Genomic DNA, 25,233 nt, shown 5'->3' on the forward strand with positions numbered 1-25,233 from the left:
CCCATGGCAATCCCACAAGCACGCATTCCTGTCGAACCGTCCGATGACGGCAGCCTGCAGCACGCCGTGTCGAACGTACAGCTCCTGGCTGGACGAGTCATCGAAGCTCAGGAACAAGACCTGTATCTGGTGGCCCTTGCGCAAGACCCCGTGGTTTCGCTTCAGGCTCCCGCTGGCGTTCTGCTTCCGGAACTGGTTCCCGGAGACGAGGTCCTGCTCGCAGTCCTGCCCACCGGGCGGGCCACCATTACAGCCGTTCTCTCGCCTTCTCCTGCAGCGCCGTGGGGGCAGCGTGCCATCCGCCTGCAGTCGCAGGACTGCATCACGCTCAGTTGCGGGCAAGCCACGCTGAAGCTGACAGCCCAGGGCCTTGTCCGTCTGGTCGCACTGACGATTGAGCAGGACGCGCGGGACCTGCTGGATCTGGATGCGGCCGAAGTCCGCATCAACTGAAGGCTGGATCAGAGATGGACCTGAACGCTTTCGAGACCACGCAGGACATGCCCTGCAAGCGTGTGCCGCCATATGAGCACCAGATGCCCATGCTCGGGTTCAATGATCAGCGTATCGAATTCGGGACTTGCAGCGCCGCGCTCACCACGCATCACCCAACTGAGCTGCGGACGGATAGCAGGAATGATGGTCTCCCCCTCGCCCTCGGCGCTCAGGTGGACCCAGGCAACCCTCGTTCCCGCCCGTACCTGGTCCCGCCTGAATTGCATGCGCGGATGGGCGCAGTTCCATGCAGCCGGATCAAACGAGGCCGGCATGCGCGAGAGAAGGCCCGGCGACTGTTCCAGCTCCTGAGCCGCATAGCTGCCCCACAAGGCACGACGCGGCAACCAGCTGCGTCCTATGCAGCCAAAGCCGGCTGGCGAAATCCGGTCGGCTGGCGATCGGAGCGGGTCATCGGCCCATTCGAGCTGATGCATCGGCGCTCCGTCCTGGGGAAGGCCTGCACTGAAGCCCGCCCCCACCGGATTGGGGCCGTGAAATATTTCGGGATTTTCTGCATCCGCACCGCCAAAGGCGAGGTTGTAGGTCAGGGGGACCTTGAGCGCAGGCTCCAGCTCCTGCACCACCGGCACCAGCCCCATCTTGCGGCGCCAAACGCGCTTGCCAAAGACGCGGATGACGCGGTTTTCGCCGCCAATGGCCAGACCCGCGTCGAAACGTGCCACAGCCTTGCCGCCAGGTGCATGGGCATGGCCATTGAACAGAACATCCACGCGGGATTTCAGCGGGGCGATATCGGCCTCGTGGCGCACCACGTGCCCGCTCCCATCAAAGGACTCATCACCCCGAAACACCGGCACCGCCTTGCCCTGTGCCACTGCGCGGCCCGCGAAATCCAGCGTGGCCTTGATCACCACGGTGGAGCACAGGCCGCCGTCGGCGCTGTGTCCCGGCAGTATTTCCGCAGCAAACGGCGTCAGATTGTCCAGCATCGCTTGGGTTCCTCCTGGGCGGCATTGTCCCTGATGCAATGCCGCTGCGACGTAGCGACCAGCCTCTTTTCATCATGACCGTTATTGAACTCCCCATTCCCCGGGCCATCGACATCCCCGTCATGGACGGGCAGGCGCCCCGCTTGGCACGCACGCTGGTAACGCAGTACTGGCGCCGCTCCCAGTTGCTGCAGCGCCCCGCGTCGCGCCCCGACGCATTTGCCGTGTTCGACGACAGCATCGTGCAGGCGCTGAGTGGCCTGAAGCAGCACCTGATGCACGCACCCGAGCTGGACCATGCCTGCCAGCAGGCCATCGAAACAGCTGGCGCTGAAATCCTGGATGAGCCCTCCCGCATCTTCGCGCTGGCCTGCCTGCAAGCCCTGCACCTGCAACGCAAGCACGTTCACGATGGGCTGGAGCGAACGCTGGGAGCCCATCTCCATGCCCAGCCGAACGCGGTCTTCAACGCCATGCGGTTTTGCTTTGACAACACCGTCGCCGAATACTTCACCTGGCTGCTCTCCCAGGAACAGCACAGGCAGAGCGCGCCATTGGCACAGTTGCTCCAGCGCCTCGCCATTTCCCGGCCGGCTGTCAGCGACGAATTCGCACAAGCCATCTCTGCATGGACATCCGGTCTGCCGGGCGGCGTGGCGGCCCTGTGTGATTGGCGATGCACCGGGCGTGGCGATGAAGCCAAGGCCATCGCAGCCACGCAACAAGACAGCGATGCGCAGGCCGCCTTGCTGGCGCTGGCGCTTATGGGCAGCCGGCAGGAAACGCCTGTGGCACGCACTCTTTTGGCCCGGATGCCGCATTCCACCGTGGCCTTGGCCCTGCTGGCCGCCAGGGATGGACATGCGCTGGCAAGCGCCTTGCGGGAAGGCCGGCATCCCCAAATGTCCTGGGGCCAGCAGGTTTATGCAGCCTCGCTTGTAGGAGACATTCCTCTGCTTCGCCAGCTTGCTGCCCATACGGCCTGGGAGGATGAAGAGGCCTGCCGCACCTTGGCTGACGCCACGGCCCTGCTTACAGGAGAGCCTGCCGATATCGCCTTCGACATGGGCAATGAGGCATCCGGCCGTGCCGCCTGCGTGGATGCTGCCCTGGCCGCGCTTCCTGTTTCAGGCCCTGCACTGCGTCTGGGCCGCCCTCGCACACAGGTGGTTCTGCAAGAGTCTTCGGCCATGGTGGGAGCGCCCTTGCGACGACTGCTCTATCTGGAACACCTCTCACGCGTGGGCGCAGCGCTGTGGATCGAGGCCGACGATCTGGCCGTCGTTCAGGCCCTGGCCTGCAGCACAGCCTCCGTGATCGAACGTGCGGCATTCAACATCGGCAGGCCACAACCATGAACCCTCTCGTCATCGCAGCCACTGGTGCATGCACCCCCATCGGCACCCGGGCCTGGCAGACCGGCTGCGGCTTCACTGCACGCCAGTCGAGCTTTACCCGGCAGGCCATCACCGGCCAGGCCGAGCACCGTGCCACCGTATCCCGGGTGCAAGCCATTGATGCAGCCTGCAAAGGAACGGAACGCCTGATCCGGCTCGCAGCCCCTGCCCTGCACGAAGCGTTGCGCGGCCAGCCGGCGCCTGCCGCAGGCTGGCCGCTGCAGCGGCCCATCCCCCTCTTCGTGGCACTGCCCGACTCCTTGCCTGAACTGCCGGGCTGGATAGACGCCGGCCGATTCGCACTGGAGCTTCCCCGTGCACTGGACCTCGCCGCAGAGTTCCTGCCCATCAAGGTCTACCCGGGCGGCGCAGTGGCAGGCGCCGATGCGCTGTCGCAGGCCTATCGTTTCATGCACGACAACCCCTCGGTGCCCGAAGTGATCATCGGCGGAGTGGACAGCTTCGTGGACACGGAGATCGCGGACGTGCTCTACCAGCGTCGCTGGGCCAAGGTCAACGGCGTCTGCGAAGGCTTCATTGCCTCGGAAGGCGCAGCCTTTGTACGGCTGTCCCGCAATCCGGCCACTGCAGATTTCGTCACGGTCTATCCACCATTCTTTGCAGACGAGCCACGCTCACGCCTGGACAGCGACACCCTGCCCGATGGCCGCGCACTGATCGAGGCCAGCCACGGTGCGCTGAAGGCAGCGCACATGCCGGTCAACGCCCTGCACTCCTATTGGTCCGACATGGATGGCTCGGCATGGCGGGGCGCAGAGCTGGCCAGCCTCTCCGCGGCGCTGGCGTCACAGGGCGGCCTGCCGCAAGCCCAGGACCCGGCAGCACTGCTTGGTCAAATGGGCGCGGCCTGGGCGCCTCTCATGCTCAGCCTGTTCCATGAGATGCGCCAGTGGCTGACGCACCCCGTCATGCCGTCGCCCCTGGCAGGCCACGCAGGCCTGCTCACGGTCACCGGGCTGAACACCCGCGTGGCCGCCTGGAGCGCCACCTGGAATCGCCATGCCCGCACGGCAGGAAGATCTTCCGCAGCCGGGCGGCGCCAATCCTCCATTTCCCAAGAGTCCTGAGTCCATCCATGGCCACCTACGTCAACGACCGCCGCGCGATCCACGAAGGCCGCAATCCGGCCATGATTCCTGGCCCGATCAACCCCGTCTTTCCCAAGCCTCAGGGACCACCGGTTCCCATCCTCAATATGGCCCATGGCCCGGGCCTGAAAAACGGCACGGCCACGCTAAAGATTGATGGGCACCCCGTGGCCGTGGCCGGCAGCCGCTTCGAGTCCGTTCCCGCAACGCCAGACAAGCTGGGCGGCATCGCGGGCGTGCGTTCCGGCGTTGTCGGCGGCGCGGCCGAACCCACCAGCTACAGCAGCGATACCAAGTTCGAGAGCCGGGGCAGCGTGCGGTCCTTCGACACGACCAAAAGCAACGCCATGGTCATCAATCCTGGCTGGGCCATGCGCCTAGCCATGAAGGCGCTGCCCGGTCCCTATGACCAATTGGCGCAGAAGGTGATCGAAAAGCTGCCGGGCGCCTTCTCCAGCCAGCTGTCGGCCCTTGGAGAAAGCCTGACCGATCCCAGCGCGCTGATCGGACCCGCCCTCAAGCTCGTGGGCAAGCTCATTCCCGGCGTCAACCTCGTCGTCGGAGGGGCCGCCATGGCCCAGGCGGCCGAGCAAGTCGCCGAACTCGCCCAGGAAATCCAGGAGCTGCTGACACCGCCCCTGACCGACGAAAAAATCGACCAGGTCGCCGAAGTGATCGCCGATGGCGTGGCCGCCATCACCATTGGCTTTGTCCTGGGCAAGATCGCCCAGCGCGCCAAATCGCGCCGCAACCCCGTGGCACAGCGCACGGACAACAGCGTCAATCCCAACACGCAGGGCAACATCATCGATAACGCCTCCAAGGGAAGCATTGCCACGCCACCGACCTGCGAGCTGGGCACATGCCATCCCGTGATCTTTGCCACAGGCACCAAGATCCTGCGCGACACGGATTTCGAATTGCCCGGCCCCATGGCCCTGACCTGGCAGCGGTACTACCGCTCCAGCGACCGCCGTCCTGGCTGGCTTGGATGGGGATGGAGCACGCCCCTGTCCACCGAACTGGTGCTGGTCCACGATGCGGTGCACTACTACGACGCCCGCGGGCGCCGCATACAGCTGCCCGTGATTACCGCCGGTACCAGCCACTTCGACCCGCGCGAAAAAATCACCGTCACCCACCACCAGCAAGGCGGCTGGAGCGTTGAAAGCGCCGATGGCACCCGGCACCTGTTCGCCCCCCCGGCCACCGGCCAATGGCGTCTGCCACTGGTGCACCTGGTGGACCGCAATGGCAACACCATCAGCCTTCACTACCCGGCCTACACTGCCACAGGCATCGATGGCCGCGCGCCCCGCCCGCTGGGACTGACCGACAGCGCTGGCCGCAAGCTGCGCTTCACCTGGAGTGAAGACCAGGGACCCTCCGGCCCGCTCCTGCAGGAAATCCACCTGGAATCCCGTGTGATCGACGGTGTGGAACAGGTCGGCGGCCTGCTGGCACGCTATGCCTATGGGACGGATGGCAACGTCCCGGATGACGCCCACGCCAACCTCCAGTCCGCCACGGATGCCATGGGCGGCGCGGCGCACTATCGCTATCGCCAGCACCTGATGGTGGCCTACAGCAGCCGCACCGGCTTCACCTACCACCAGGAATGGAGCCGGCTTGACGCGGGCGGCCGCGTCGTGCGGACCTGGACCGACGAGCCCGGCACGCTGGACACCCGCTTCGACTACGACCTGGGCCGCCGCACCACCCATGTCACCGACGCCCTGGGCAGGCGCAGCAGTTACGAATACAACGCCCGGCATGAGGTCATCGCCATCGTCGAACCCGGGCCGGATGGCCAGCCCGTCCGATCCGAGACGCGCATGGACGCCGCCGGCAACCCGCAACAGGCGCGGGACGCCATGGGCCGCACCACCCGCTGGCAATTCGACGGCCAGGGCAACCTGCTGGCCGTCACGGACGCATCAGGTGCTACCACCCGCCTCAAATACAACCAGCTCAACCTGCCCGAAGAAGTCACCGACGCGCTGGGCCATGTCTGGCGGCAGGCCTACGACGCCCAGGGCAACCTGGTCGAGCGCCTGGACCCGCTCGGCCACGCCACGCGCTGGAAATACGACACGCGCGGCCTGCCCGTCGCCATAGAAGACGCGCTGGGCAAAACCCGCCATCTGCAGTGGGACGAAGCCGGACAGCTCGTGGCCTACACCGACTGCTCGGGCCAGGTCACGCGATATGCGTGGGACATACTGGGCAACCTCGTGGCCTCCACCGACGCCCTGGGTCAGACCACCCGCTACCTTCACGACGCGCTTGGACGCCTGCGCCGGATGTGGGGCGCTGATGGTTCCGAACATCACTATGCCTACGACCCCCAGAGCAACCTGCTTTCCTACACCGACCCGCAAGGCGCCATCACCTGCTACACCTACAACGGCCTGGACCAGCCCGTGGAGCGCCGCGATGCGCTGGGCGGCACGCTGCGCTACCGCTATGACGCCGTGGGCAGGCTCATCGCCCTGCAGAACGAAAACGGTGCCGTCACCAGCTTCACCTACGACGCCGCAGACAACCTGATCGAGGAAACCGGTTTTGACGGCCGCATACAGCGCTACCGCTACAACGCCGCCAGCGAACTGACCGAACTGCACGAGCGCGATGCCCACCTGCCCCCGGATACGCCCTACGATCCACGGCCCGACGCAGCCCTGCCCAAGCGCACCCTGTTTCGCAGGGATGTGCTGGGCCGCCTTGTCGCCAAGATCCACGTGGGCAGCGACGCGGCAGGTAATGGAGACGGAGGAACCACCACCTATGGCTACGACCTGCTGGGCCGCATGCTGCATGCCAGCAACCCCGATGCGCACGTGCGCTTCGCCTACGACGCTCTATCGCGGCTGGTGGAAGAGACCCAGGTGCACATGGCGCCCAGTGCAGACGAGCAAGCGCTGGCGACCTACAGCTATCGGCACGCCTACGACGCGCTGAGCAACCGCACGGACTGCTGGCTGCCCGGGGGCCGCCACGTCCAATGGCTCTACTACGGCTCGGGCCACCTGCACCAGATCATCGCCGACGGCCAAGTGCTCAGCGACATCGAACGCGACGCCCTGCACCAGGAAATCGAACGCACCCAAGGCACGCTGACCAGCCGCTATGGCTGGGACCCCATGGGCCGCCTCACCTCCCACAAGGTCAGCCAGCAAGGAGCACTCCAGGGTCAGCCCGGCAGGCCTTCACCCCAGGCCCTCTGGGACCGGGACACTCCCCTGCCCTCCGGCCAGCGCATCGCCCGCCTGTACCAGTACGACCCCACAGGCAACCTCGTCGCCACGCGCGACGGCCTGCGCGGCGACAGCCAGTACCGTTACGACGCCCTGGGCCGCATCCTCGCCGCCCAGAAAAATGCTGCCGGCGGATCGCCTACCTCGGGCCGGAACCTGGAAACCTTCGCGTTCGACCCCGCAGGCAACCTGCTCAACCCCAACCGTGGTGGAGACCTCAGCAGCGGCGGCACCAGCAACGAACGCGAACAGGTGCCCACCAACCGGCTCGCCGTCTACCAGGACCTGCGCTTCCAGTACGACCTGCACGGCAACATCGTGGAGCGCCGCATCGGCTGGCACACCGTGCAGCGCTTTCGCTACAGCGCCGAGCACCAGATGCTCGAATCCACGGTCACGCGCTACCACGACAGGCCCGAACCGAAGATCGCCGGATCGAATGCGCAGCCAGAGCCTGCCGCCACCGTCCAGACCACGCGATACCGCTACGACGCGCTGGGCCGGCGCATCGACAAGCACGATGCCTTCGGGCGCACCACCTTCCTCTACGACGGCGACCTGCTCGCCGGGGAAATCCGTGGCTCACGCCTGAGCGAATACCTCTACGAGCCCGACAGCTTCGTGCCCCTGGCCAAGCTGGAGTCGGAATGGAAGAGCGAAGAAAACCGCAACGCACAGGCAGAAGCGGACCAAGCCAGCTTCGCCACCTACTACTACCACTGCGACCAGATCGGCGCCCCCCAGGAGCTCACCGACGAAACCGGCCGCATCGTCTGGGCCGCCAGCTACAAGGTCTGGGGCCAGACCCAGCAGCTGCAGTACCTGCGCACCGGCACGGACGATGCGGCGGTGTTCCCCCACGACCAGCGCCCGCTGGCCCTGGCCGCCCAGGGTGAGGTACAAAGCCTTGCACTGGTGGAGCAACCGCTACGGTTCCAGGGACAGTACTTTGACGGCGAGACGGGGCTGCACTACAACCGGTTCAGATATTACGATCCTGTGGTTGGGAGGTTTGTGCATCAGGATCCGATTGGGTTGGAGGGGGGTGATAATTTATTCTTGTATGCACCGAATACTAGTAATTGGAGCGATGCATTAGGACTAGCTCCCAAGAAGAGGTGCGGATGCCGCAGAGATCCATGCGATATTACAAGACACCGCGATCAACCATCACCACGTAGGCCCAAAGACTCGCATCATGTAGTTCAAGACGAATGGGCCAAAAGTCAAGGATACGCCAAATATAATTCAGGTGATGCGCCTTCCATTCTCTTAAATAGAAGTCCAAATCATGCCACAATCACCACACGACAAAATGCCAGACGCGATGCTCGTGTTGCAGCAGGCAACGGGAAATGGTCAAGCACAATTCGAGAGGAATTTGAATATTCTTCAAAGGATCTTAAAGCTGCTGGAGTCTCGGAAAAATGCCGAAAGAGAGCACTAAAGAAGAGTTATCAGTATTTTGATGAAATTGGAGCATTTTGATTATGAATAATATTATTGAATCTATAAAAAATAGAGTATTAAATCAATATGACCGTGACCCACCCCTAGAAGAAAGAAATATTAATGATATATCCAAAATATTAAACCTACCTGCAAATTACGTTGAGTGGATGCGCTGGGCCAACGGAGGAGAAGGGCAATTTGGTAGTCTATATTTATCATTTTGGCCAATAGATGAGCTGGAGATTCTAAATAATGATTTTTTGGTTAAAAAATATCTTGGGGATAAGGCCCTGTGTTTTGCCACTAATGGCGGCGGAGTAGGCTATATATTCAAACATCTTCCCAGTGATTCTTCCGTCTGGGCTGTGCCTCTTGGTGATTTAGACTGGGCAAGTGCAAAAAAAATAGGTGATGATTTTCTCGATGCATTGCTCAATGCATTAAATCGAAGCGTCACCGAAGATTAGTCATTATGTAAAACTTTTTCATATTCACAGCGGTGCATCTATTCGTAGGCAGCTGTGCTTTTCCGGAGGGTTAGACTTGTTTAATAGATCCGCCATACACATGGAACTTCAATACTTCCATAGAGTGGCGCGACAACTGGACAACAATCCACTGTATTTTGCAGTGGGCGCCGCGCATTGATCGCGATATGCATTCAAGCGCACCGCCCCGCGACATAACGGCGACATTCTCACCAGGGAAATCCGTGGCTCACGCCTGAGCGAATACCTCTACGAGCCCGACAGCTTCGTGCCCCTGGCCAAGCTGGAGTCGGAATGGAAGAGCGAAGAAAACCGCAACGCACAGGCAGAAGCGGACCAAGCCAGCTTCGCCACCTACTACTACCACTGCGACCAGATCGGCGCCCCCCAGGAGCTCACCGACGAAGCCGGCCGCATCGTCTGGGCCGCCAGCTACTACAAGGTCTGGGGCCAGACCCAGCAGTTGCAGTATCTGCGCACCGGCACGGACGATGCGGCGGTGTTCACCCACGACCAGCGCCCGCTGGCCCTGGCCGCCCAGGGTGAGGTACAAAGCCTTGGGCTGGTGGACTTTGGGCAATGCCACAGGCCCGGCCCGCCTCAAGCTGCAACGCAGCCTCTCGCACGGCTATGACGAACTGGGCAACCGCATCCACACCCGCATGCCTGACGGCCGCACCCTGCACTGGCTGTTCTATGGCTCGGGCCACCTGCACCAGATCAACATCGAGCCCCTCCAGGTGCCAGGCCAGCCCCCGGCCGCACACCAGGTCATTGCCGACATGGAACGCGACGCCCTGCACCGCGAAGTGCGCCGCACCCAGGGTGCCCTGTCCAGCCGCTACGACTGGGACCCGGCCGGGCGCCTGCTGCGCCACCGCGCAGCGCTGCAAGGCAGCGGCCACGTGATCCGGCCCGGCAGCGGCAGCCCCAACGCAACGCTGGAGCGTGGCTACGCCTACGACGCAGCAGGCCAGCTCATCGTCCGTGCCGACTCCCTGCGCGGCCGCCAAGACTTCCGCTACGACCCCACGGGCCGCATCCTCGCCAGCCTGCCCGCACAAGGCAGCCCTCTGGCCCGCGAACTGTTTGCCTTCGACCCCGCCGGCAACCTGCTGGACTCCATCCCCGGCAAAGACGGCCAGCCCGTGGACACCACTCTTGACGTGGTGGGCGACAACCGCCTGCGCTTCTACCAAGACCTGCACTTTGAATACGACGTGCACGGCAACGTCACAAAGCGCACCCGGGGCAACCAGAAAGCCGGTACACAGGAAGTACTGGACCTGACCTGGAACGCAGACCACCAGCTCATCGAATCGAACACCACGCGCCACGGAGTCACCCAGGCCACCCGCTACGCCTACGACCCCCTGGGCCGGCGCGTCTCCAAGAGCGATGCCTTCGGCAGCACCCACTACCTGTGGGATGGCGACCTCATGGTGCACAGCCAACGCGGTGCAAGGCAGGCGCTGTACATCTACGAGCCGGGGATCTTTGTGCCGCTGGCCACCATCCAGGGAGCGGGCGAGGAGCACAGCACCTACTGGTACCAGTGCGACCAGATCGGCGCGCCGCTCGAGTTGACCGACGAACAAGGCCAGGTGGCCTGGGCTGCTGATTACAAGGTCTGGGGCGAGGCAGTCATGCGCAGCGTGTTGAGGACCGGCACCGATGATCGGCCGATCAGCGCGCGGGCTTGGGGTTCAAAGCCTGTTGCACCACCTCCACCACAGCCCGTTGAGCAACCCTTCCGGTTTCAGGGGCAGCAGTTTGATGAGGAGACGGGGCTGCACTACAACCGGTTTAGGTATTACGATCCGGTGGTTGGGCGGTTTGTTAGTCAGGATCCTATCGGGATAAATGGAGGAAATAACTTATATCAGTACGCAGTTGATCCGATTGTTTGGATAGATCCATTGGGTCTAATGGGTTATCGTACGGCAGAGATAGATAAATCTACAGACAGCGTGAAAACCGGTCGTTCTATAACAGATAAACAGGCTATCCAAAGAGCGCAGCGAGGACAAAATGTACATGCAGATAGCCGTAGTGAGGCAATCAGTCTTGCGAAAAGGTGTGCTTGTGGTACGCCTATGAAGCATCCTGCCCACCCTAACAAAGAAACAGGCAGTACAGAAGGTCGTCTACCACATGTTCATCCTAACAATCATGAAGGAACCGTAGGCGATTCACACATTTTTTATCCTAAATAATATTATGTCATCATTTTTATTGTATTTCGAAGAAAAAAATCAAATATCTAAAAATTACAAAGGATTTGCTGAAGTTGGATTATTTCAGATACCTGAAACAATATTTGCCGGCAGTATTCTTGCAACCATTAACGGCCGCAGTTTTAATGCAGCAATGATTTCAGACAAGACGCATCAAAGTTGCAACGGGTTTTTTCAGAAAAATAGTGAGCGCGCAGATAATATAAAAATATTATTCGATTTTATTGAAAAAAGATTGACCAATGATTGCATTATTCCAAACATCGCAAAATTCGTCTTTAATAATCAATCTACTATTAATTTAAATTTGACAGAGCTTTCAATAAATATTGAAAATGCAAGGAATAGTTTTAATCGTGATTTTTTTGATGAGGGATATTTTCTTAGAATTAGGTAAATGTGTAAATTCGTTAGACCTGCCCCAAAAATCAAATTAATCCTTACAAACCCGGACCAGCAGCGGCAGGCCAGCTTGTGGTCCATGGCGACTCCCTGCGCGGCCGCCAGGACTTCCGCTACGACCCCACGGGCCGCATCTTCGCCAGCCCGCCGTCAGAAGGCAGCCCGCTGGCCCGCGAACTCTTTGCCTTCGACCCCGCTGGCAACCTGCTGGACTCCCTGCCCGGCAAAGACGGCCAGCCCGTGGACACCACCCTGGGCGTCGTCGGCGACAACCGCCTGCGCTTCTACCAGGACCTGCACTTTGAATACGACGTCCACAGCAACGTCATCCGCCGCACCCGGGGCAACCAGAAAGCCGGTACCCAGGAAGTACTGGACCTGACCTGGAACGCAGACCACCAGCTCATCGAATCGAACACCACGCGCCATGGCGTCACCCAGGCCACGCGCTATGCATACGATCCCCTGGGCCGACGTGTCGCCAAAAGCGATGCCTTCGGCAGCACCCACTACCTTTGGGATCGCGACCTCATGGTGCACAGCCGGCGGGCGCAAGACAGGCGCTATACATCTATGAGCCAGGAAGCTTTGTGCCACTGGCCACCATTCAGGGAGCGGGCGAGGGACACAGCCCCTACTGGTACCAATGCGACCAGATTGGCGCGCCACTCGAGTTGACCGACGAACAAGGCCAAGGGGTCTTGGCCGCACCACGGCCTACTCTTGGTCTACTGGTCGTGGCATCTCACTGTGGGACTGAACATCTTAAGAATCAGAGCCGATTGCCTAACCTTCTTTGCCGCCACAAGATACCCTTTGCAAAAGGAAAATGTATTATTGAAGTCCATACAGTTGGATACATAGCCCAATTATGACAATCGATTACCCAAATATAAGCATTATTTTAAACAAATATTTATTTGGAGAAATATGTCTGAATGTTGAAACATTGGCAACGGTGCCAGAAAGCATAGAAGACCTGGCATCCACGGGATTTTCCAGAGGGGGAGATCCGAATGACCATGAATTATTCGAGAAATATTATTCCGTAGTCAATAGAAACCAGGGAATCAACTTCAAGATATACACGATCAAAGGGAAAATATGGGGCAGCGGCCTTGATTTCCATGGATTCAGGTTATCCACCATCCTTAAGATGATTAATAAGCCAGCCAACATGAGATTGTTCCTTGACAACAAAAATTCCGATGGCGCACTCATCATTAATGATCTATGCGTTTGTAGATTTTCATACCACAAGGAAAACCCTCTAGCCCTTACATTTGAAACCAATGCCGCAATAATCGATGATATGAAAAACAGAAAAATCTCCACCAAGGCTGTTGAAAATGACTTCGCTGAAATATCTGCAGTACTGGCGAGAAGGAGTAACAGGAAGCTTAGAAAAATAAAACAAATATTAGTAGCCACGGGCCATATATTGAAATAATTTCCACCAATGGTTCTACAATCTTTATTTAAGATCCAGACATGGCAGCTGCCCATTCATATGAATACAACCCAAAATTTTCATCCACTAAATCTGGAGACCGCAGAGAAATACATCCGCTTGCTGGCGACCGCATTCTTTCACCAAGATCTGAAAACCCTTGAAGCCCACTTCGGTATCAGCCCACTGCAAATGGATGAGGCTTTTGAAGCATTGGAAAATTATCTCGGCAAAGACGATTTCACCTCGCTTGCACCTCCTCCAATAGGTAGCCAGATTATTCTGGAAGAAGATGAAATTTGTGCCGACGATGAAAATTCCTCAATCAGGGTCTATCGATTGAATTACGGAGGCTGGGGCTACGAGATGGATGTTTTCAGGCAAGACAAGAGGTGCGATCTGACCATGCGTGGCGAACTGCCTGGAGATTTCGGCAAAAATCCGCACAGCATCAAATTTCATCTGTTTGAAGTCATGTGATTTTGTCCCGACCATGCGCACCATCCCTGAACTCGCCAGCCCCCAATCCTGGCAATCCACCCTGCCCTCCCGCCGCGAAGAGATTTGCCAAGCCATTCTGGAGGGGCTGCCGCGCGGCTTCGAGTTCGCCAAACCATTCGTCTCTACAGAGCCTGCTGAGGGCGCGGCATGGGAGGTTCCCTGCTTTTACGACGCGCAGCATGAGTCAACGCTGACCCTGGTCCTGGGCGGCGATTTCACCTACGGGGCAACGGCGCAGCGGCTGGCGACGTTGCGCGATTCGATTCCTGCGGAGGACTGGTCCTTGATTGCGCCGGTGGTCCATGCAGCGCAGGAGGGTCCCGTGCATGTGCCCGCATTTCTGATGGGCCGCTTTCCCACGTTCGAGTGGGTGATTGAAGAGCATGTGGAGCTGTGCGATGGGCTGGAGCGGCCTGATTTCTACAGCGAGGACGGGCCGTTTCCCGCCTATGTCACGCAAGAGGAAGCGCAGCGCTTTTTGGCCGCCACGGGCTATCGCATGCCTTGGGAGCATGAGTGGGAGTACGTTGCGAAGGCAGGCACGGAGCGGCTGTATGTGTGCGGGGACGCGGCTCCCCAGCGCGATCTGTCCGGGGATGTGTGCCTGACGCAGTTTGGCGATGGTCGGCTCAACCGCGCGGCCGCCAATTCCTCGGGAATGGCGGCGTTGGCGGTGGCCACATTCACCCGGCTGCAGGCCAGTCCGCACGAGTGGCGCATCCGTGGCGGTGCGGCGGCGTTCTATCCGTTTCAGCATCCCGTGCAGCAGGCCATGCTGCTGACGGAGCTTCAGCTGCCGCTGGCCAACATGCCCGGGCAGATGGCGGGTCTGCGTCTGTGCCTCGATGTGCCAGCCATATAAGGGCATAGGGTCATATGGGGTCATATGGGGTAAATCCGTGCACAGCCGTTGTTGTGGCGCTCCTGGCACAGCAATGTTCTAGTGGCGTCATTTTTCGGCTTTAGGATGGCGGGCCATGCGCAATTCCCACTCCCTTTGGACGGCAGCAGCCCTGGGCCTGGCAGCCTGTCTCGGCACCAGCCCGGCCCACTCGGCTCGCCCCATGATCACGGACGATGCCCGCATCGTCGATGCCAAGTCCTGCCAGCTGGAAAGTTGGGTCAAGTCTAGGAAGGACAGCACGGAATTCTGGGCGCAGCCGGCCTGCAATTTCACGGGCAATCTGGAGCTGACGCTGGGCGCGGCACGCACGCGCGAGGACGGCAGCAGCCGGACCACGGACGTGGTGATCCAGGGCAAGACCCTGTTCAAGGAACTGCAGCCCAATGGCTGGGGCTGGGGCCTGGCCGTGGGCAATGCCCGGCATCCGAATGACGAGGGCCAGGGCCGGGGAGATCTGTACGCCTATGTGCCCGTCACGTTCTCGCTGCGCGATGACCGGCTGTTCTTCCACACCAACGTGGGCTGGCTGCGCACGGCGCAGACGCATCGCAACCTCATGACCTGGGGACTGGCCACCGAGGCCCAATTGAGCCAGAGCACCTGGCTGATTGCCGAGACATTCGGCCAGAACCAGGGCAAGCCCTTCTACCAGATGGGCCTGCGCTACTGGTTGGTGCCTGGACATGTGCAGATCGATGCCACCTACGGCAATCGCGCAGGCAGCAGCACGCAGGAGCGGTGGTTTTCCATCGGCTTGCGGCTGCTGTCTTCGCCGTTCCTGCCCTGAGTTCTTTCCAGCTTGCGCCCTGCCCGGCCCTGCCCGCTGCTCACAGCGCGCCAAACCGCCTGAGCACCATGAAGGCCGCCATGGCCAGCACGCCCAGCATCAGAGAGAGTTGATTGGCGCAGGCCAGATTGCCATCCAGCACGTTGTTGTAGATGGCCAGTGACAGGGTTTCCGTCCGGCCGATGATGTTGCCGCCCAGCATGAGCGACAGGCCGACCTCGCCCAGCGCACGGCCCCCCGACAGGATCAGGCCGGCCGCAATGCCGCGCCGGGCCAGCGGCAGCTCGATGCGCCAGAACACCGACCAGGGGCGGTGCCCCAGCATGGCCGCCGTCTCCAGCAGGCGTGGCGAGGTGCCGGCAAAGGCGGCCTGCGTGGGCTTGACCATGAGCGGCAACCCGGCAATGAAAGCCGCAATGACCAGGCCCGTTTGCGAAAAAACGATGTCGGGCCGCAGCACATCGGGCAGCAGCTGGGTGAGCAGCCCCTGCCGGCCCAGCAGCACCAGCAGGCCGTAGCCGAGCACGATGGGCGGAAACACCAGCGGCAGGCTGACCAGCGCGTCGACCAGCTGGCGCCCCGCAAACCGGCGCCGCGCCAGCAGCCAGCCCAGGCCTGCGCCCACCAGCAATTGCAGCATCAGGCTCCAGGCAATGACATGCGCGGTCAGGGCCAGCGGCGCCTGGGCGCAAACGGAGTAGGTCATGGACTGTCAGTTGCCAGCAGGGATTGGGTGGCCCATCAAAGGCCGTGCCGCTCCAGCACCTGGCGGGCCTGCGGCGTGGCGATGAAGTCCAGCAGCGCCTGCAGTTGCGGCGATGAGGCGCGGCCCTTGAGCACGGCCAGGCTCAGTTCGATGGGCGGATGGCAGCTGGCCGCCACCGGCACGCTGGCGCCCACGCGGTCTTTGAGGGCCAGGGCCTCGGTCTTGTTGACAAAGCCTGCGTCCACCTCGCTGGTGGTCACATAGGCGCTGACCTGGGGCACCGTGGCCACTTCGACAAGGCGATCGCCCAGCGTCTGCACCAGGCCCAGGCGCTCCAGGCAGATGCGCGCCGCGTTGCCGTACACGGCCTTGCTGCGGTCGGCGATGGCAATGCGCTTGAATTCGGGCCTGGCCAGGTCCTGCACGCTTTCCAGGCGCTGGCCGCGCGAGGCCACCAGCACCAGCTGGCCCTGGCCCAGCGTGATGTAGCGCTCGGCCAGTTGCATGGGCTCGACAAAGGCGCGGTCGCCAATCAGCACGGCGATCTCCGGGTTCTGGCGGGCCTGCGTCTCGATCTGCTTCATGTTGCCAAAGCTGGCCTCGGCGCGAATGCCCGTGGCCTGACTGAAGGCCTGCAGCAGTTCCAGCACGGGCTTGCGGTAGCCGGCGCCAGCGGCCAGCAGCAGGCCTTCATCGGCATGGGCCAGGCTGGCCGAGCCAGCCAACAACAGCGCCAGGAGCGGCGCCAAGCCGCGGGACAGTATGCGTTTGAACATGGATTTCCTCCTCTAGAACGCGGCGTTGAAGCCCACGCCCCTCTCTTTACGAAATATTCAATCGTATACGACGAATCCCGCACCCACCCATGTGTTCCTACTGCAGCGCCCATAAAAAAACCTCCGTGCATGAGGCATGGAGGCCGGCAGGCATGGCTGCCTGCGTCTCGGGCCAAGGTGTCTGGCCGCAGCGCTTACTTGTTGGGCTTGGCCGCAGGGCCGGCAGCGATGGGCGCCACGCCTTCGGGCTTGACGTAGGTGACCGAGGTCACATAGTGCACGCCGTCGTATTTTTCTGCGCCGTTCGGGCCGGTGCGCTCGCCGCCGCTGCGCTCGTCGTGCGTGGCTTCGGCCACGTAAGTGCCCTTCCAGGGCATGTCGAACTGCACCAGGCCTTGCTCGTCGGCATGGGCTTCCTTGCTCCAGCCCGATTGCACGGTCAGAACCACCTTGGCCTTGGGCAGGGGCTGGCCCTTGTAGATGACCTTGAACTCGCCGGCCTTGCCCGAGGGCACGACATCCAGCGTGAGGCGCGGGGCCTGGGCGGCAAAGCCGGTGATCAGGCGCGCGGCCGGGTGGTACCAGTTGCGCAGTTCCTGCTCGCCCTTCTTGTTGGTGTACAGCGGGTAGCCGGCATCCTCGGCCACGATGCTGTCGCCCTGGCCGGCCTTGAAGGGCAGCGCAAAGCCAGTGCCGGTCTTGCGGCCATCGGCCGCCTTCTCGCCCTGGGCAGAGACCAGGGTGGCCACGGGCTTGCCGAATTTGTCGAGCAGGCCCGGCGATGTCTCGCGCAGGTTGTCGCCAAACTCGCCAAAGCGGATCACGGCGGTTTCGCCGGCCGGCTGTTCCAGCCAGATCTGGTGGGCCTGGCTGGCGCCGCTGGCGGCCAGGAGTGCGGAGACAAGAATCCAGTGTTTCTTCATTGCAGCTTCCTCAAAGGACAAAAAAACAGCCATCGGCGCCACAACGGGCCGACGGCATGAACGTGCTTGGGGAGTGGGGTGCGGCCGCATGGCGCCGCATTGATTATTGAATGCGAATGGTTTGCATTCTATGCGCATTGCGCACCGCCCCGGCGCAGTTCACCAGGTGGCTGCAATGGGGTCCGGCCCAGCGTTCAGGCGGCATCCTCGATGCGCACCGGCTCGCCCGTGAAGGCCAGCGCCTCAGCGGCCTGCTCCCAAGGGCTCCGGTCAGCCGCCCTGGCCGGGCGCAGCACAAAGCCCTCGCCCTCCGCATGCGTGGTGCTGTCGGCGGGCGGCAGCGGCAGGCCCATGCGCTCATGCGCCTGGGCCACCAGGGTGCGGGCGTAGATTTCCGCAGCCATGCTGCGCAGGCGTGGCTTGTAGACCTTGCCCACGTTGGTGGTTGGCAGCGCATCAATGATGCGCACATAGCGCGGGCGCGCAGGCGCTTCGTCCACGCCGGCTGCGGCAAAGGCCAGCAGTTCGGTCTCATCGGCCTGGGCGCCGGGCTGGAGCGCGACAAAGGCCACAGGCACCTCGCCCGCATAGGCATCGGGCGCGCCCACGGCGGCGCAGGCCTTGACGGCGGGATGGCGCTCCAGCGCCTGCTCTATCACCTGCGGATCGATGTTATGGCCGCTGCGGATGATCACGTCCTTGGAACGCCCGCGCAGCCGCAGCAGGCCATCGTCGCCGACCGAGCCCAGGTCGCCCGTGATCAGCCAGCCGTCATCGGTGAGGTAGCTGGACGGCTCGATGCCGCCCAGGTAGCCGGAAAACAGGTTGGGCGACTGGAACACCACCATGCCGGTTTCGCCGGCCGCCGCTTCCTGGTCCGATGGCCTGCCGTCCGGCCCCATGCGGCGCACGGCAAGGCGCGCAAACGGCAGGCGCAGGCCCACATGGCCGGCCGCCGCGTGCAGGCCGGGCGGCGTGATGGTGGAGATGCCCGTCATCTCGGTCATGCCCAGGCTCTCGTGCACATGGAAGCCGCTGTGCGCCTTGAAGCGCGCCGCCACCTCGGGCGACAGCGGCGCGGCGCCCGTGCGGAAGTAGCGGATGGAGGACACATCGGCCCCCTGCAGCGGCACCTCCACCAGCGCGGCCAGCACCGTGGGCACGGCCGACATCAGCGTGGGCTTCCACTGTGCCGCCATCCGCCAGAAGCCAGCAATCACGGCCTTGTTGCGAAACAGACCGGTGGTCGGAATGATGACGTGGGCTCCGGCCGAGAAGCAGGCCAGCGAGCCCGGCAGCACGCCCGCCACATGGAACAGCGGGTAGCCGTTGATGGTGCGGTCGGCCGTGTTCAGGCCCTGCATCTGCACGCTGGCCCAGGCGGTGTAGACCTGGGCGCCATGCGTCTGCACGGCGATCTTGGGCGCACCCGTGGTGCCCCCGGTATGGAAGTAGGCCGCCACGTCGCCGGCCTGGGGCTGGCGCCCGCTCACCAGCCGGTCGGAGGGCTGGGCGGCCAGGGCGGCATGCAGATCGCTGGCGGGCCAACGCTGTCCATCCCCCTGGGGAACGCGGCCTTCATGCGAGACCCAGAGCACATGCACCAGGTCCGCATCCAGCGACGCCACCTTGTCCCGGATGCCGGCATCGTCCTCGTCCGCCCAGGCGATCAGAAAGCGCGCGCCCGTGGTCCGCATCAGGGCAGAGATCTTCTCGGCACTCAGCAGCGGATTGATGGGCTGCACGATGCCCGCCGCCTCGCCGCCCCACAGCGCAAAGTGGTACTCCATGCAGCCTGGCAGCAGGATGGCCACCGTGTCGCTGGCACCCATGCCCAGCGCATGCAGGGCGTTGGCCGTCTGGTGGATCTTGCCCAGCAGTTCGGCATAGCTCAGGTGCCGGGCGTCATCCACGCTGCCGGCCTGGGGTAGAAAGCTCAGCGCCCTGCCCTGGCCGTGCTCACGCGCGGAGTTGCAAAAGAGGTCGTAGACCGTTTGCGCCGTGATCAGCCCGGCCATGGGCTGGCTTTCGATGGCCTCCACATCGGCCAGGGAACGCACAGCCCGCAGGGGCCGGAACATGGATTGCACAGGGATAGGACTCATGGCCATGGATTCACTCCGCACCCAGGCCGTTGGTGCGCACCACCTCGCCCCAGCGCGTGTAGTCGCTGCGGATCAGGCCCTCGGTGTCCTGGGGGTTGAGGTAGGCGGCCGTCACGCCGATTTTCTCGAAACGGTCGCGCACCTCGTCGGTGGCCAGCAGCTGGCGCGAGGTGGCGCTGAGCTTGTCGATGATGGCGCGCGGTGTGTCCTTGGGTGCCACCAGGCCGCCCCAGGACGATGCCTCATAGCCGCCAAAGCCCTGCTCGGCCATGGTCTGCACGCCGTCCAGCGCCTTCACGCGCTGCGGCGTGCCCACCGCCAGCGCCCTCAGCCGCCCGCTGCGGATATGGGGCAGCGCAGACACCATGTCCGCATAGATCACCGGCACCACGCCGCCCAGCGTGTCGTTCATGGCAGGCGCACTGCCCTTGTAGGCCACGTGCTGCATGGTGTGCAGCTTGGCGGATTTCATCAGTTCCATGCTCAGGTGGCCCGAGCTGCCCGCGCCGGAGCTGGTGTAGTCCAGCGTGGCGGGCTGCGCCTTGGCGTACTGGAACAGCGATTTGAGGTCCGTCACCTTGGGCAGCGACTGCGCATTGACCGCAATCACATTGGGCAAGTCATAGATCTTGGTGACCGAGGCGAAATCCGTGGCCGGGTGAAACTTGACGTTCTTGAAGAAATGCGGCGCCATGATGGTGGGCGTGACCATCATCATCAGCGTATAGCCGTCAGGCGCTGCCGTGCGGAACTGGCCTGCCGCCACCGCGCCCGATGCGCCGGGCTTGTTCTCTATCACCACGGGCTGGCCCAGCTGGCGCGCCAGCGCCTCGGCGTAGACGCGCGCTGCGCCATCGGTGGGCCCACCCGGCGGGAAGGGAACGACCAGGCGAATCGGCCTGTCGGGCCAGGCGCCGGTATCGGTATTGGCCTGCGCCGCCCCGCACAGCGATGCGAACGCAGCCACGCCGATGGCGCCCAGCGCCATGCCCTTGGCCAACGCCTGTCTTTTTGTGATGCCTGCCATCTTGTCTCCTTGAATGTTTATGTGTTCTGGCTGGCCCATTCTGCCCAGCGCACCCTCTTTGACAATGGCGGCGGCGGTTGACATCATGTCAAACAATATTGACACCCCCTCGGACTGCAGCGCATGGATCTCCTGGCATTCAACATCCTTGTCCAGATCATCGAGCACGGAAACCTGAGCCAGGCGGCAAAGTTCTTGAACATGTCGCGGGCCAACGTGAGCTACCACCTGGCGCGGCTGGAGAAGTCCCTGGGCGCATCGCTGCTGCGCAGAACGCCCCAGGGCGTGGAGGCCACCGAGGTCGGCCAGCGCATCTACCGCCATGCCCGCAACATCCTCAACGAGACCGAGCTGGTGCGCGAGCTGGCCCAAAGCAGCACGGACGACATCTCGGGAAAGATCGGGCTGAGCGTGCCCACCGGCTACGGCCACCTGGTCATGGCGCCGTGGCTGATCGAGTTCAAGCGCGCCCATCCGCAGGTGGTGCTGGACATCCGCCTGGAAAACTTCATAGACAACCTGCTCAAGGACAGCGTGGACATCGCCATCCGCGTCATGTCCGACCCGCCACCCATGCTGGTGGCGCGCGACATGGGGCCGGTGCGCTACAGCCTGTGCGCCTCCAGCGACTGGCTGCGCAGCCACCGCCTGCCGGAGACCCCGTCCGAGCTGTCGCGCACGCCGCTCATCACATCGGGCGGAGAAAGCGGCAAGGTGCGCCTGCAGATTGCGCGGAACGGTCAGCCGCTGGAGGAGCTGGACATCACGCCCACGCTGATGTCGCGCAGCTACCCTTTCCTGTGCGACTGCATCACCTCCGGCCTGGGCGTGGGGCTGGTGCCCGACTACATGGTGCGCCGCCAGGTGGAAGATGGCCGCGTCGTGCTGGCCATGCAGGACTACGAATTCAGCATCAACCAGGGCCGCATGTTCATGCTGTACATGCCCAACCGCTTCCAGTCCGGCGCCGCCCGGGCCTTGATCGACTTTCTGAGCGACAGGATGGGCCTTGCGCGCATCATCCGGCCGGGTGACTTGCCCGACACGGCACAGGCCTTGCGACCGCCGGAATGACGCGGGAACAAAGTTTGTAGACGACTGGTCGGTTTTTGCGTTAGACTTCGATCCCATGAAGAAACCCGCACAGGAAACACGCCAGCACATCCTTGATGTGGCCAAGGCGTTGATGACCCAGAAAGGCTATACGGCCGTCGGCCTGGCCGAGGTCGTCGCGGCTGCGGGCGTGCCCAAGGGCTCCTTCTACTACTACTTCAAATCCAAGGAAGAGTTCGGCCAGGCCCTGCTGCAGGAGTACTTCGACGAGTACCTGGCCAAGATCGATGCGCTCATGGAGACGCCCGATCCGGCCATCTCCCGGCTGATGACCTACTTCCGCCATTGGACGCAGAACCAGTGCTCGGCCCATGCAGGAGGCCAGTGCCTCGTGGTCAAGCTGGGCCCCGAGGTCTGCGACCTGTCCGACGACATGCGCTCGGTGCTGCGCACCGGCACCGACGCCATCATCACCCGGCTGACCGACTGCGTGCGCGCCGGCCAGGCCGATGGCTCCATCACATCCGACCTGGACGCGCCTGCGCTGGCCGAATCGCTGTACCAGCTGTGGCTGGGCGCCTCCCTGCTGTCCAAGCTGGGCAGGCATGAGGAGCCATTTGCCGCAGCCCTTGTGTCCACGAAGCGGCTGCTGGGCTGAGCAGGCCTGGCCGCCTCTTTTTATTTGCCTTGTTTGTAGACGACTGGTCAACTTCAAACCCTTCACCTCTTACCCATCCCTCTTCCTCTTTGTTCAACCACCACCACTGCACACCATGACCGACCACAGCCTTCACACCGATCTGTTCTCCCCCACCCAACTGGGCGGCCTGTCGCTCGCCAACCGCTTCGTCATGGCCCCGCTGACCCGCAGCCGCGCCGGTGACGACGGCGTGCCCACCGAACTGCACGCCGCCTACTACGCCCAGCGCGCCAGCGCGGGCCTGTTGATCAGCGAAGCCGTCAACATCTCCGCCCAGGGCCGGGGCTACAACCTCACGCCCGGCATCTGGACCGAGGAACAGGTCGCCGGCTGGAAGAAGGTCACCGACGCCGTGCACGCGGCCGGCGGCAAGATCGTGGCCCAGCTGTGGCACGTGGGCCGCTACTCGCACGTGGACCTGCAGCCCGGTGGCGTGGCCCCTGTCGCCCCCTCTGCCATCAAGGCCGAAGGCGTCACCTTCACGCCCAACGGCGTGGCCGAGGTATCCATGCCCCGCGCCCTGGAAACCAGCGAAATCCCCGGCATCGTCGAGCAATACCGCCATGCGGCCGAATGCGCCAAGCGTGCAGGTTTTGACGGCGTGGAAGTGCACTCGGCCAACGGCTACCTGCTCGACCAGTTCCTGCGCGACTCCACCAACCACCGCAGCGACGCCTATGGCGGCAGCATCGAAAACCGCGCCCGCCTGACGCTGGAAGTCACCGACACCGTGGCCAAGGTCTGGGGCGCCGACCGCGTGGGCATCCGCCTGTCGCCCGTCACACCCAACGCCGGCAACACGCCGCTGGACAGCGACGTGATGGCCCTCTACGGCTACCTCATCCCCCAGCTCAACCGCTTCGGCCTGGCCTACCTGCACGTCGTGGAAGGCGCCACCGGCGGCTCGCGCGAACTGCCGCCGGGCGTGGACCTGGACGCGCTGCGCAAGCTCTTTGACGGCGCCTACATGGGCAACAACGGCTATGACCTGGAACTGGCCATGGACCGCCGCGCCAAGGGCCTGATCGACACCGTGGCCATCGGCCGCCCCTTCATCGCCAACCCCGACCTGGTGGCCCGCCTGCGCCACGGCAAGGAGCTGGCCGTGGCCCCGCACGAGGCCTACTACGGCGGCGGCGCCCAGGGCTACACGGACTGGCCAGTGGCCGCCTGAGCCGGCCATCCGCCCCACGATCTGCGGCACACTGGCTGACCTGCGTCCCCATCGAATGACCAAGCGAAAGACCAAGCCATGCAACTGCTGATCGTGGGCGCCACGGGGCTGGTGGGCAGCCAGGTGCTGCAACAGGCCCTGGCCGACAGCCGCATCACCCGCATCGTGGCCCCGGTACGCCGGGCGCTGCCGGAGCACCCCAGGCTGCTCGCCCCCATCGTCGATTTCGAACGCCTGCCCGAAGATGCCGACTGGTGGCGCGCCGACGCCCTGGTGTGCACCCTGGGCACCACCATCAAGACAGCCGGCAGCCAGCCGGCTTTTCAGCGTGTGGACCATGACTATCCGCTGCTGGCCGCCCGCCTGGCCCATCGCCACGGCACGCCCACCTATGTGCTGAACTCGGCCATGGGCGCCGACGCCGGCTCGCGCATCTTCTACAACCGCGTCAAGGGTGAGCTCGAGCGCGACCTGCAGGCGCAAGGCTTTGCGTCCCTCACCTTCGTGCGCCCCGGCCTGATCAGCGGCCCGCGCACCGAGCACCGCGCGGGTGAGCGCGCCATGGTCGGCGTTCTTGGCGCCCTGGGCCCGCTGCTTCCCCGGCGCTGGCGGCTCAACCCCGCGCACCGCATTGCCCAGGCCTTGATAGAGGCTGCTGTCAACGCCAGGCCCGGCGTCCATATCGTGGGTTCCGAGGCGCTGGCCGAGTGAACACCATGCACAGTCAAGAACCTCTCAGAAAGCTCGCATGAACCCGCATATCGCCCCGGTCGATCTCGCCAAGTCCTACCGGCTGATCAACCACGGCCCCACCGTCCTGGTCTCGGCCCGCCATGGCGGCGTGGACAACGTCATGGCCGCAGCCTGGTGCTGCGCGCTGGACTTTGCGCCCCCGAAGCTCACCGTGGTGCTGGACAAGGCCACGGCCACGCGCGCCCTGGTCGAGCACAGCGGCATGTTCGTGATCCAGGTGCCCACGGCCGCCCAGTTGCGACTCACGCACCAGGTCGGCACGCTCAGCCTTTCCACCGATGCCGGCAAGCTCGCCACCAGCGGCGTTCAGCTGTTCGGCATGGACGGGTTCGACCTGCCCTTCGTGGACGGCTGCGCCGGCTGGCTGGCCTGCCGACTCATCCCCGAGCCCCACAACCAGCAGGCCTACGACCTGTTCATCGGCGAGATCGTGGGCGCCTGGTCCGATACCCGCGTGTTCAGCGACGGCCACTGGCACTTCGAGGACGCCGACCCCGCGCTGCGCAGCCTGCACTATGTGGCGGGTGGGCAGTTCTATGCGATTGGGCAGGCGTTGAACGTGCAGGACGGATCGCCCTGAAACT

The 25,233-nt window shown here is 63.0% G+C and carries 23 protein-coding genes and 1 pseudogene; 18 read left to right on the forward strand and 6 right to left on the reverse strand.

What is annotated here, in order from left to right; genetic code table 11:
- Positions 1-3: 3 nt before the first annotated feature.
- Entirely contained in the window at positions 4-453 is a 450-nt protein-coding gene (locus AC57B5_RS07065; protein WP_034393912.1) for a hypothetical protein, read from the forward strand.
- 8 nt (positions 454-461) lie between these two features.
- Here AC57B5_RS07065 and AC57B5_RS07070 read toward each other — a convergent pair whose 3' ends face one another.
- Complete coding sequence (locus tag AC57B5_RS07070; protein ID WP_496399118.1) at positions 462-1,448, reverse strand: DUF2169 family type VI secretion system accessory protein; 987 nt, start codon at positions 1,446-1,448, stop codon at positions 462-464.
- A 74-nt stretch (positions 1,449-1,522) separates the two neighbouring features.
- Here AC57B5_RS07070 and AC57B5_RS07075 point away from each other — a divergent pair, with 74 nt between their 5' ends.
- The 12 genes and pseudogenes from AC57B5_RS07075 to AC57B5_RS07130 all read left to right on the forward strand — a co-directional run bounded on the left by AC57B5_RS07075 (position 1,523) and on the right by AC57B5_RS07130 (position 15,432).
- Positions 1,523-2,806 (forward strand): hypothetical protein, encoded by a 1,284-nt coding sequence (locus AC57B5_RS07075; protein ID WP_496399119.1) that lies wholly within the window; start codon positions 1,523-1,525, stop codon positions 2,804-2,806.
- On the forward strand, positions 2,803-3,933 hold the full coding sequence (locus tag AC57B5_RS07080) for a 3-oxoacyl-ACP synthase (protein ID WP_496399120.1): 1,131 nt from the start codon (positions 2,803-2,805) through the stop codon (positions 3,931-3,933). The genes AC57B5_RS07075 and AC57B5_RS07080 overlap by 4 nt, the downstream gene beginning before the upstream one ends.
- Positions 3,934-3,941: 8 nt before the next feature.
- Complete coding sequence (locus tag AC57B5_RS07085; RefSeq protein WP_496399121.1) at positions 3,942-8,699, forward strand: DUF6531 domain-containing protein; 4,758 nt, start codon at positions 3,942-3,944, stop codon at positions 8,697-8,699.
- A gap of 2 nt (positions 8,700-8,701) precedes the next feature.
- On the forward strand, positions 8,702-9,130 hold the full coding sequence (locus AC57B5_RS07090; RefSeq protein WP_153053768.1) for an SMI1/KNR4 family protein: 429 nt from the start codon (positions 8,702-8,704) through the stop codon (positions 9,128-9,130).
- Positions 9,131-9,419: 289 nt separating this feature from the next.
- On the forward strand, positions 9,420-9,785 hold the full coding sequence (locus tag AC57B5_RS07095; protein ID WP_496399122.1) for an RHS domain-containing protein: 366 nt from the start codon (positions 9,420-9,422) through the stop codon (positions 9,783-9,785).
- A pseudogene (locus AC57B5_RS07100) lies at positions 9,760-11,079 on the forward strand (RHS repeat-associated core domain-containing protein); the annotation flags it as partial. The gene AC57B5_RS07095 and the pseudogene AC57B5_RS07100, both read left to right, overlap by 26 nt.
- A 292-nt stretch (positions 11,080-11,371) precedes the next feature.
- Positions 11,372-11,785 (forward strand): hypothetical protein, encoded by a 414-nt coding sequence (locus AC57B5_RS07105; RefSeq protein WP_479932492.1) that lies wholly within the window; start codon positions 11,372-11,374, stop codon positions 11,783-11,785.
- Between the two features lie 77 nt (positions 11,786-11,862).
- A complete protein-coding gene (locus tag AC57B5_RS07110) occupies positions 11,863-12,468 on the forward strand; it encodes a hypothetical protein (RefSeq protein ID WP_496399123.1) in 606 nt (201 codons plus the stop codon).
- A gap of 193 nt (positions 12,469-12,661) precedes the next feature.
- Positions 12,662-13,240, forward strand: a complete 579-nt coding sequence (locus tag AC57B5_RS07115; protein WP_496399124.1) for a hypothetical protein — start codon at positions 12,662-12,664, stop codon at positions 13,238-13,240.
- Between the two features lie 60 nt (positions 13,241-13,300).
- The gene (locus tag AC57B5_RS07120) at positions 13,301-13,720 is read left to right on the forward strand and encodes a hypothetical protein (protein WP_232245182.1); all 420 of its coding nucleotides are present in this window, start codon (positions 13,301-13,303) and stop codon (positions 13,718-13,720) included.
- A 13-nt stretch (positions 13,721-13,733) separates the two neighbouring features.
- Positions 13,734-14,603, forward strand: coding sequence for a hypothetical protein (locus AC57B5_RS07125; RefSeq protein ID WP_496399125.1), 870 nt, complete (start codon positions 13,734-13,736; stop codon positions 14,601-14,603).
- 115 nt (positions 14,604-14,718) lie between these two features.
- The gene (locus AC57B5_RS07130) at positions 14,719-15,432 is read left to right on the forward strand and encodes a PA4824 family protein (protein ID WP_183021433.1); all 714 of its coding nucleotides are present in this window, start codon (positions 14,719-14,721) and stop codon (positions 15,430-15,432) included.
- Between the two features lie 40 nt (positions 15,433-15,472).
- Here the strand turns inward: AC57B5_RS07130 and AC57B5_RS07135 are convergent, their stop codons facing one another.
- From AC57B5_RS07135 to AC57B5_RS07155, 5 genes are all read right to left on the reverse strand, one after another.
- Positions 15,473-16,138 carry a molybdate ABC transporter permease subunit gene (locus AC57B5_RS07135; protein WP_496399126.1) on the reverse strand — a complete coding sequence of 222 codons (666 nt, stop codon included), beginning with the start codon at positions 16,136-16,138 and terminating at the stop codon, positions 15,473-15,475.
- Between the two features lie 35 nt (positions 16,139-16,173).
- Positions 16,174-16,914 carry a molybdate ABC transporter substrate-binding protein gene (modA, locus tag AC57B5_RS07140; protein WP_496399127.1) on the reverse strand — a complete coding sequence of 247 codons (741 nt, stop codon included), beginning with the start codon at positions 16,912-16,914 and terminating at the stop codon, positions 16,174-16,176.
- A 194-nt stretch (positions 16,915-17,108) separates the two neighbouring features.
- Entirely contained in the window at positions 17,109-17,837 is a 729-nt protein-coding gene (locus AC57B5_RS07145) for a DUF4198 domain-containing protein (protein WP_447915651.1), read from the reverse strand.
- Positions 17,838-18,031: 194 nt separating this feature from the next.
- Positions 18,032-19,948, reverse strand: coding sequence for an AMP-binding protein (locus AC57B5_RS07150; RefSeq protein WP_496399128.1), 1,917 nt, complete (start codon positions 19,946-19,948; stop codon positions 18,032-18,034).
- 4 nt (positions 19,949-19,952) lie between these two features.
- The gene (locus tag AC57B5_RS07155; protein WP_454723326.1) at positions 19,953-20,969 is read right to left on the reverse strand and encodes a Bug family tripartite tricarboxylate transporter substrate binding protein; all 1,017 of its coding nucleotides are present in this window, start codon (positions 20,967-20,969) and stop codon (positions 19,953-19,955) included.
- Positions 20,970-21,092: 123 nt separating this feature from the next.
- On the opposite strand from AC57B5_RS07155, the gene AC57B5_RS07160 reads away from it, so the two are divergent.
- The 5 genes from AC57B5_RS07160 (at position 21,093) to AC57B5_RS07180 (ending at position 25,229) form a co-directional block, all read left to right on the forward strand.
- Positions 21,093-22,043, forward strand: a complete 951-nt coding sequence (locus AC57B5_RS07160) for a LysR family transcriptional regulator (protein ID WP_099733561.1) — start codon at positions 21,093-21,095, stop codon at positions 22,041-22,043.
- A gap of 55 nt (positions 22,044-22,098) precedes the next feature.
- The gene (locus AC57B5_RS07165) at positions 22,099-22,680 is read left to right on the forward strand and encodes a TetR/AcrR family transcriptional regulator (protein WP_012205713.1); all 582 of its coding nucleotides are present in this window, start codon (positions 22,099-22,101) and stop codon (positions 22,678-22,680) included.
- Positions 22,681-22,795: 115 nt separating this feature from the next.
- Entirely contained in the window at positions 22,796-23,896 is a 1,101-nt protein-coding gene (locus tag AC57B5_RS07170) for an alkene reductase (RefSeq protein ID WP_043823061.1), read from the forward strand.
- A 78-nt stretch (positions 23,897-23,974) separates the two neighbouring features.
- A complete protein-coding gene (locus AC57B5_RS07175; protein WP_496399129.1) occupies positions 23,975-24,607 on the forward strand; it encodes a Rossmann-fold NAD(P)-binding domain-containing protein in 633 nt (210 codons plus the stop codon).
- A gap of 37 nt (positions 24,608-24,644) precedes the next feature.
- On the forward strand, positions 24,645-25,229 hold the full coding sequence (locus AC57B5_RS07180; protein WP_496399130.1) for a flavin reductase family protein: 585 nt from the start codon (positions 24,645-24,647) through the stop codon (positions 25,227-25,229).
- Positions 25,230-25,233: the final 4 nt, after the last annotated feature.

The organism is Delftia sp. BGA-UO-ETr-SB1, from assembly GCF_059567865.1.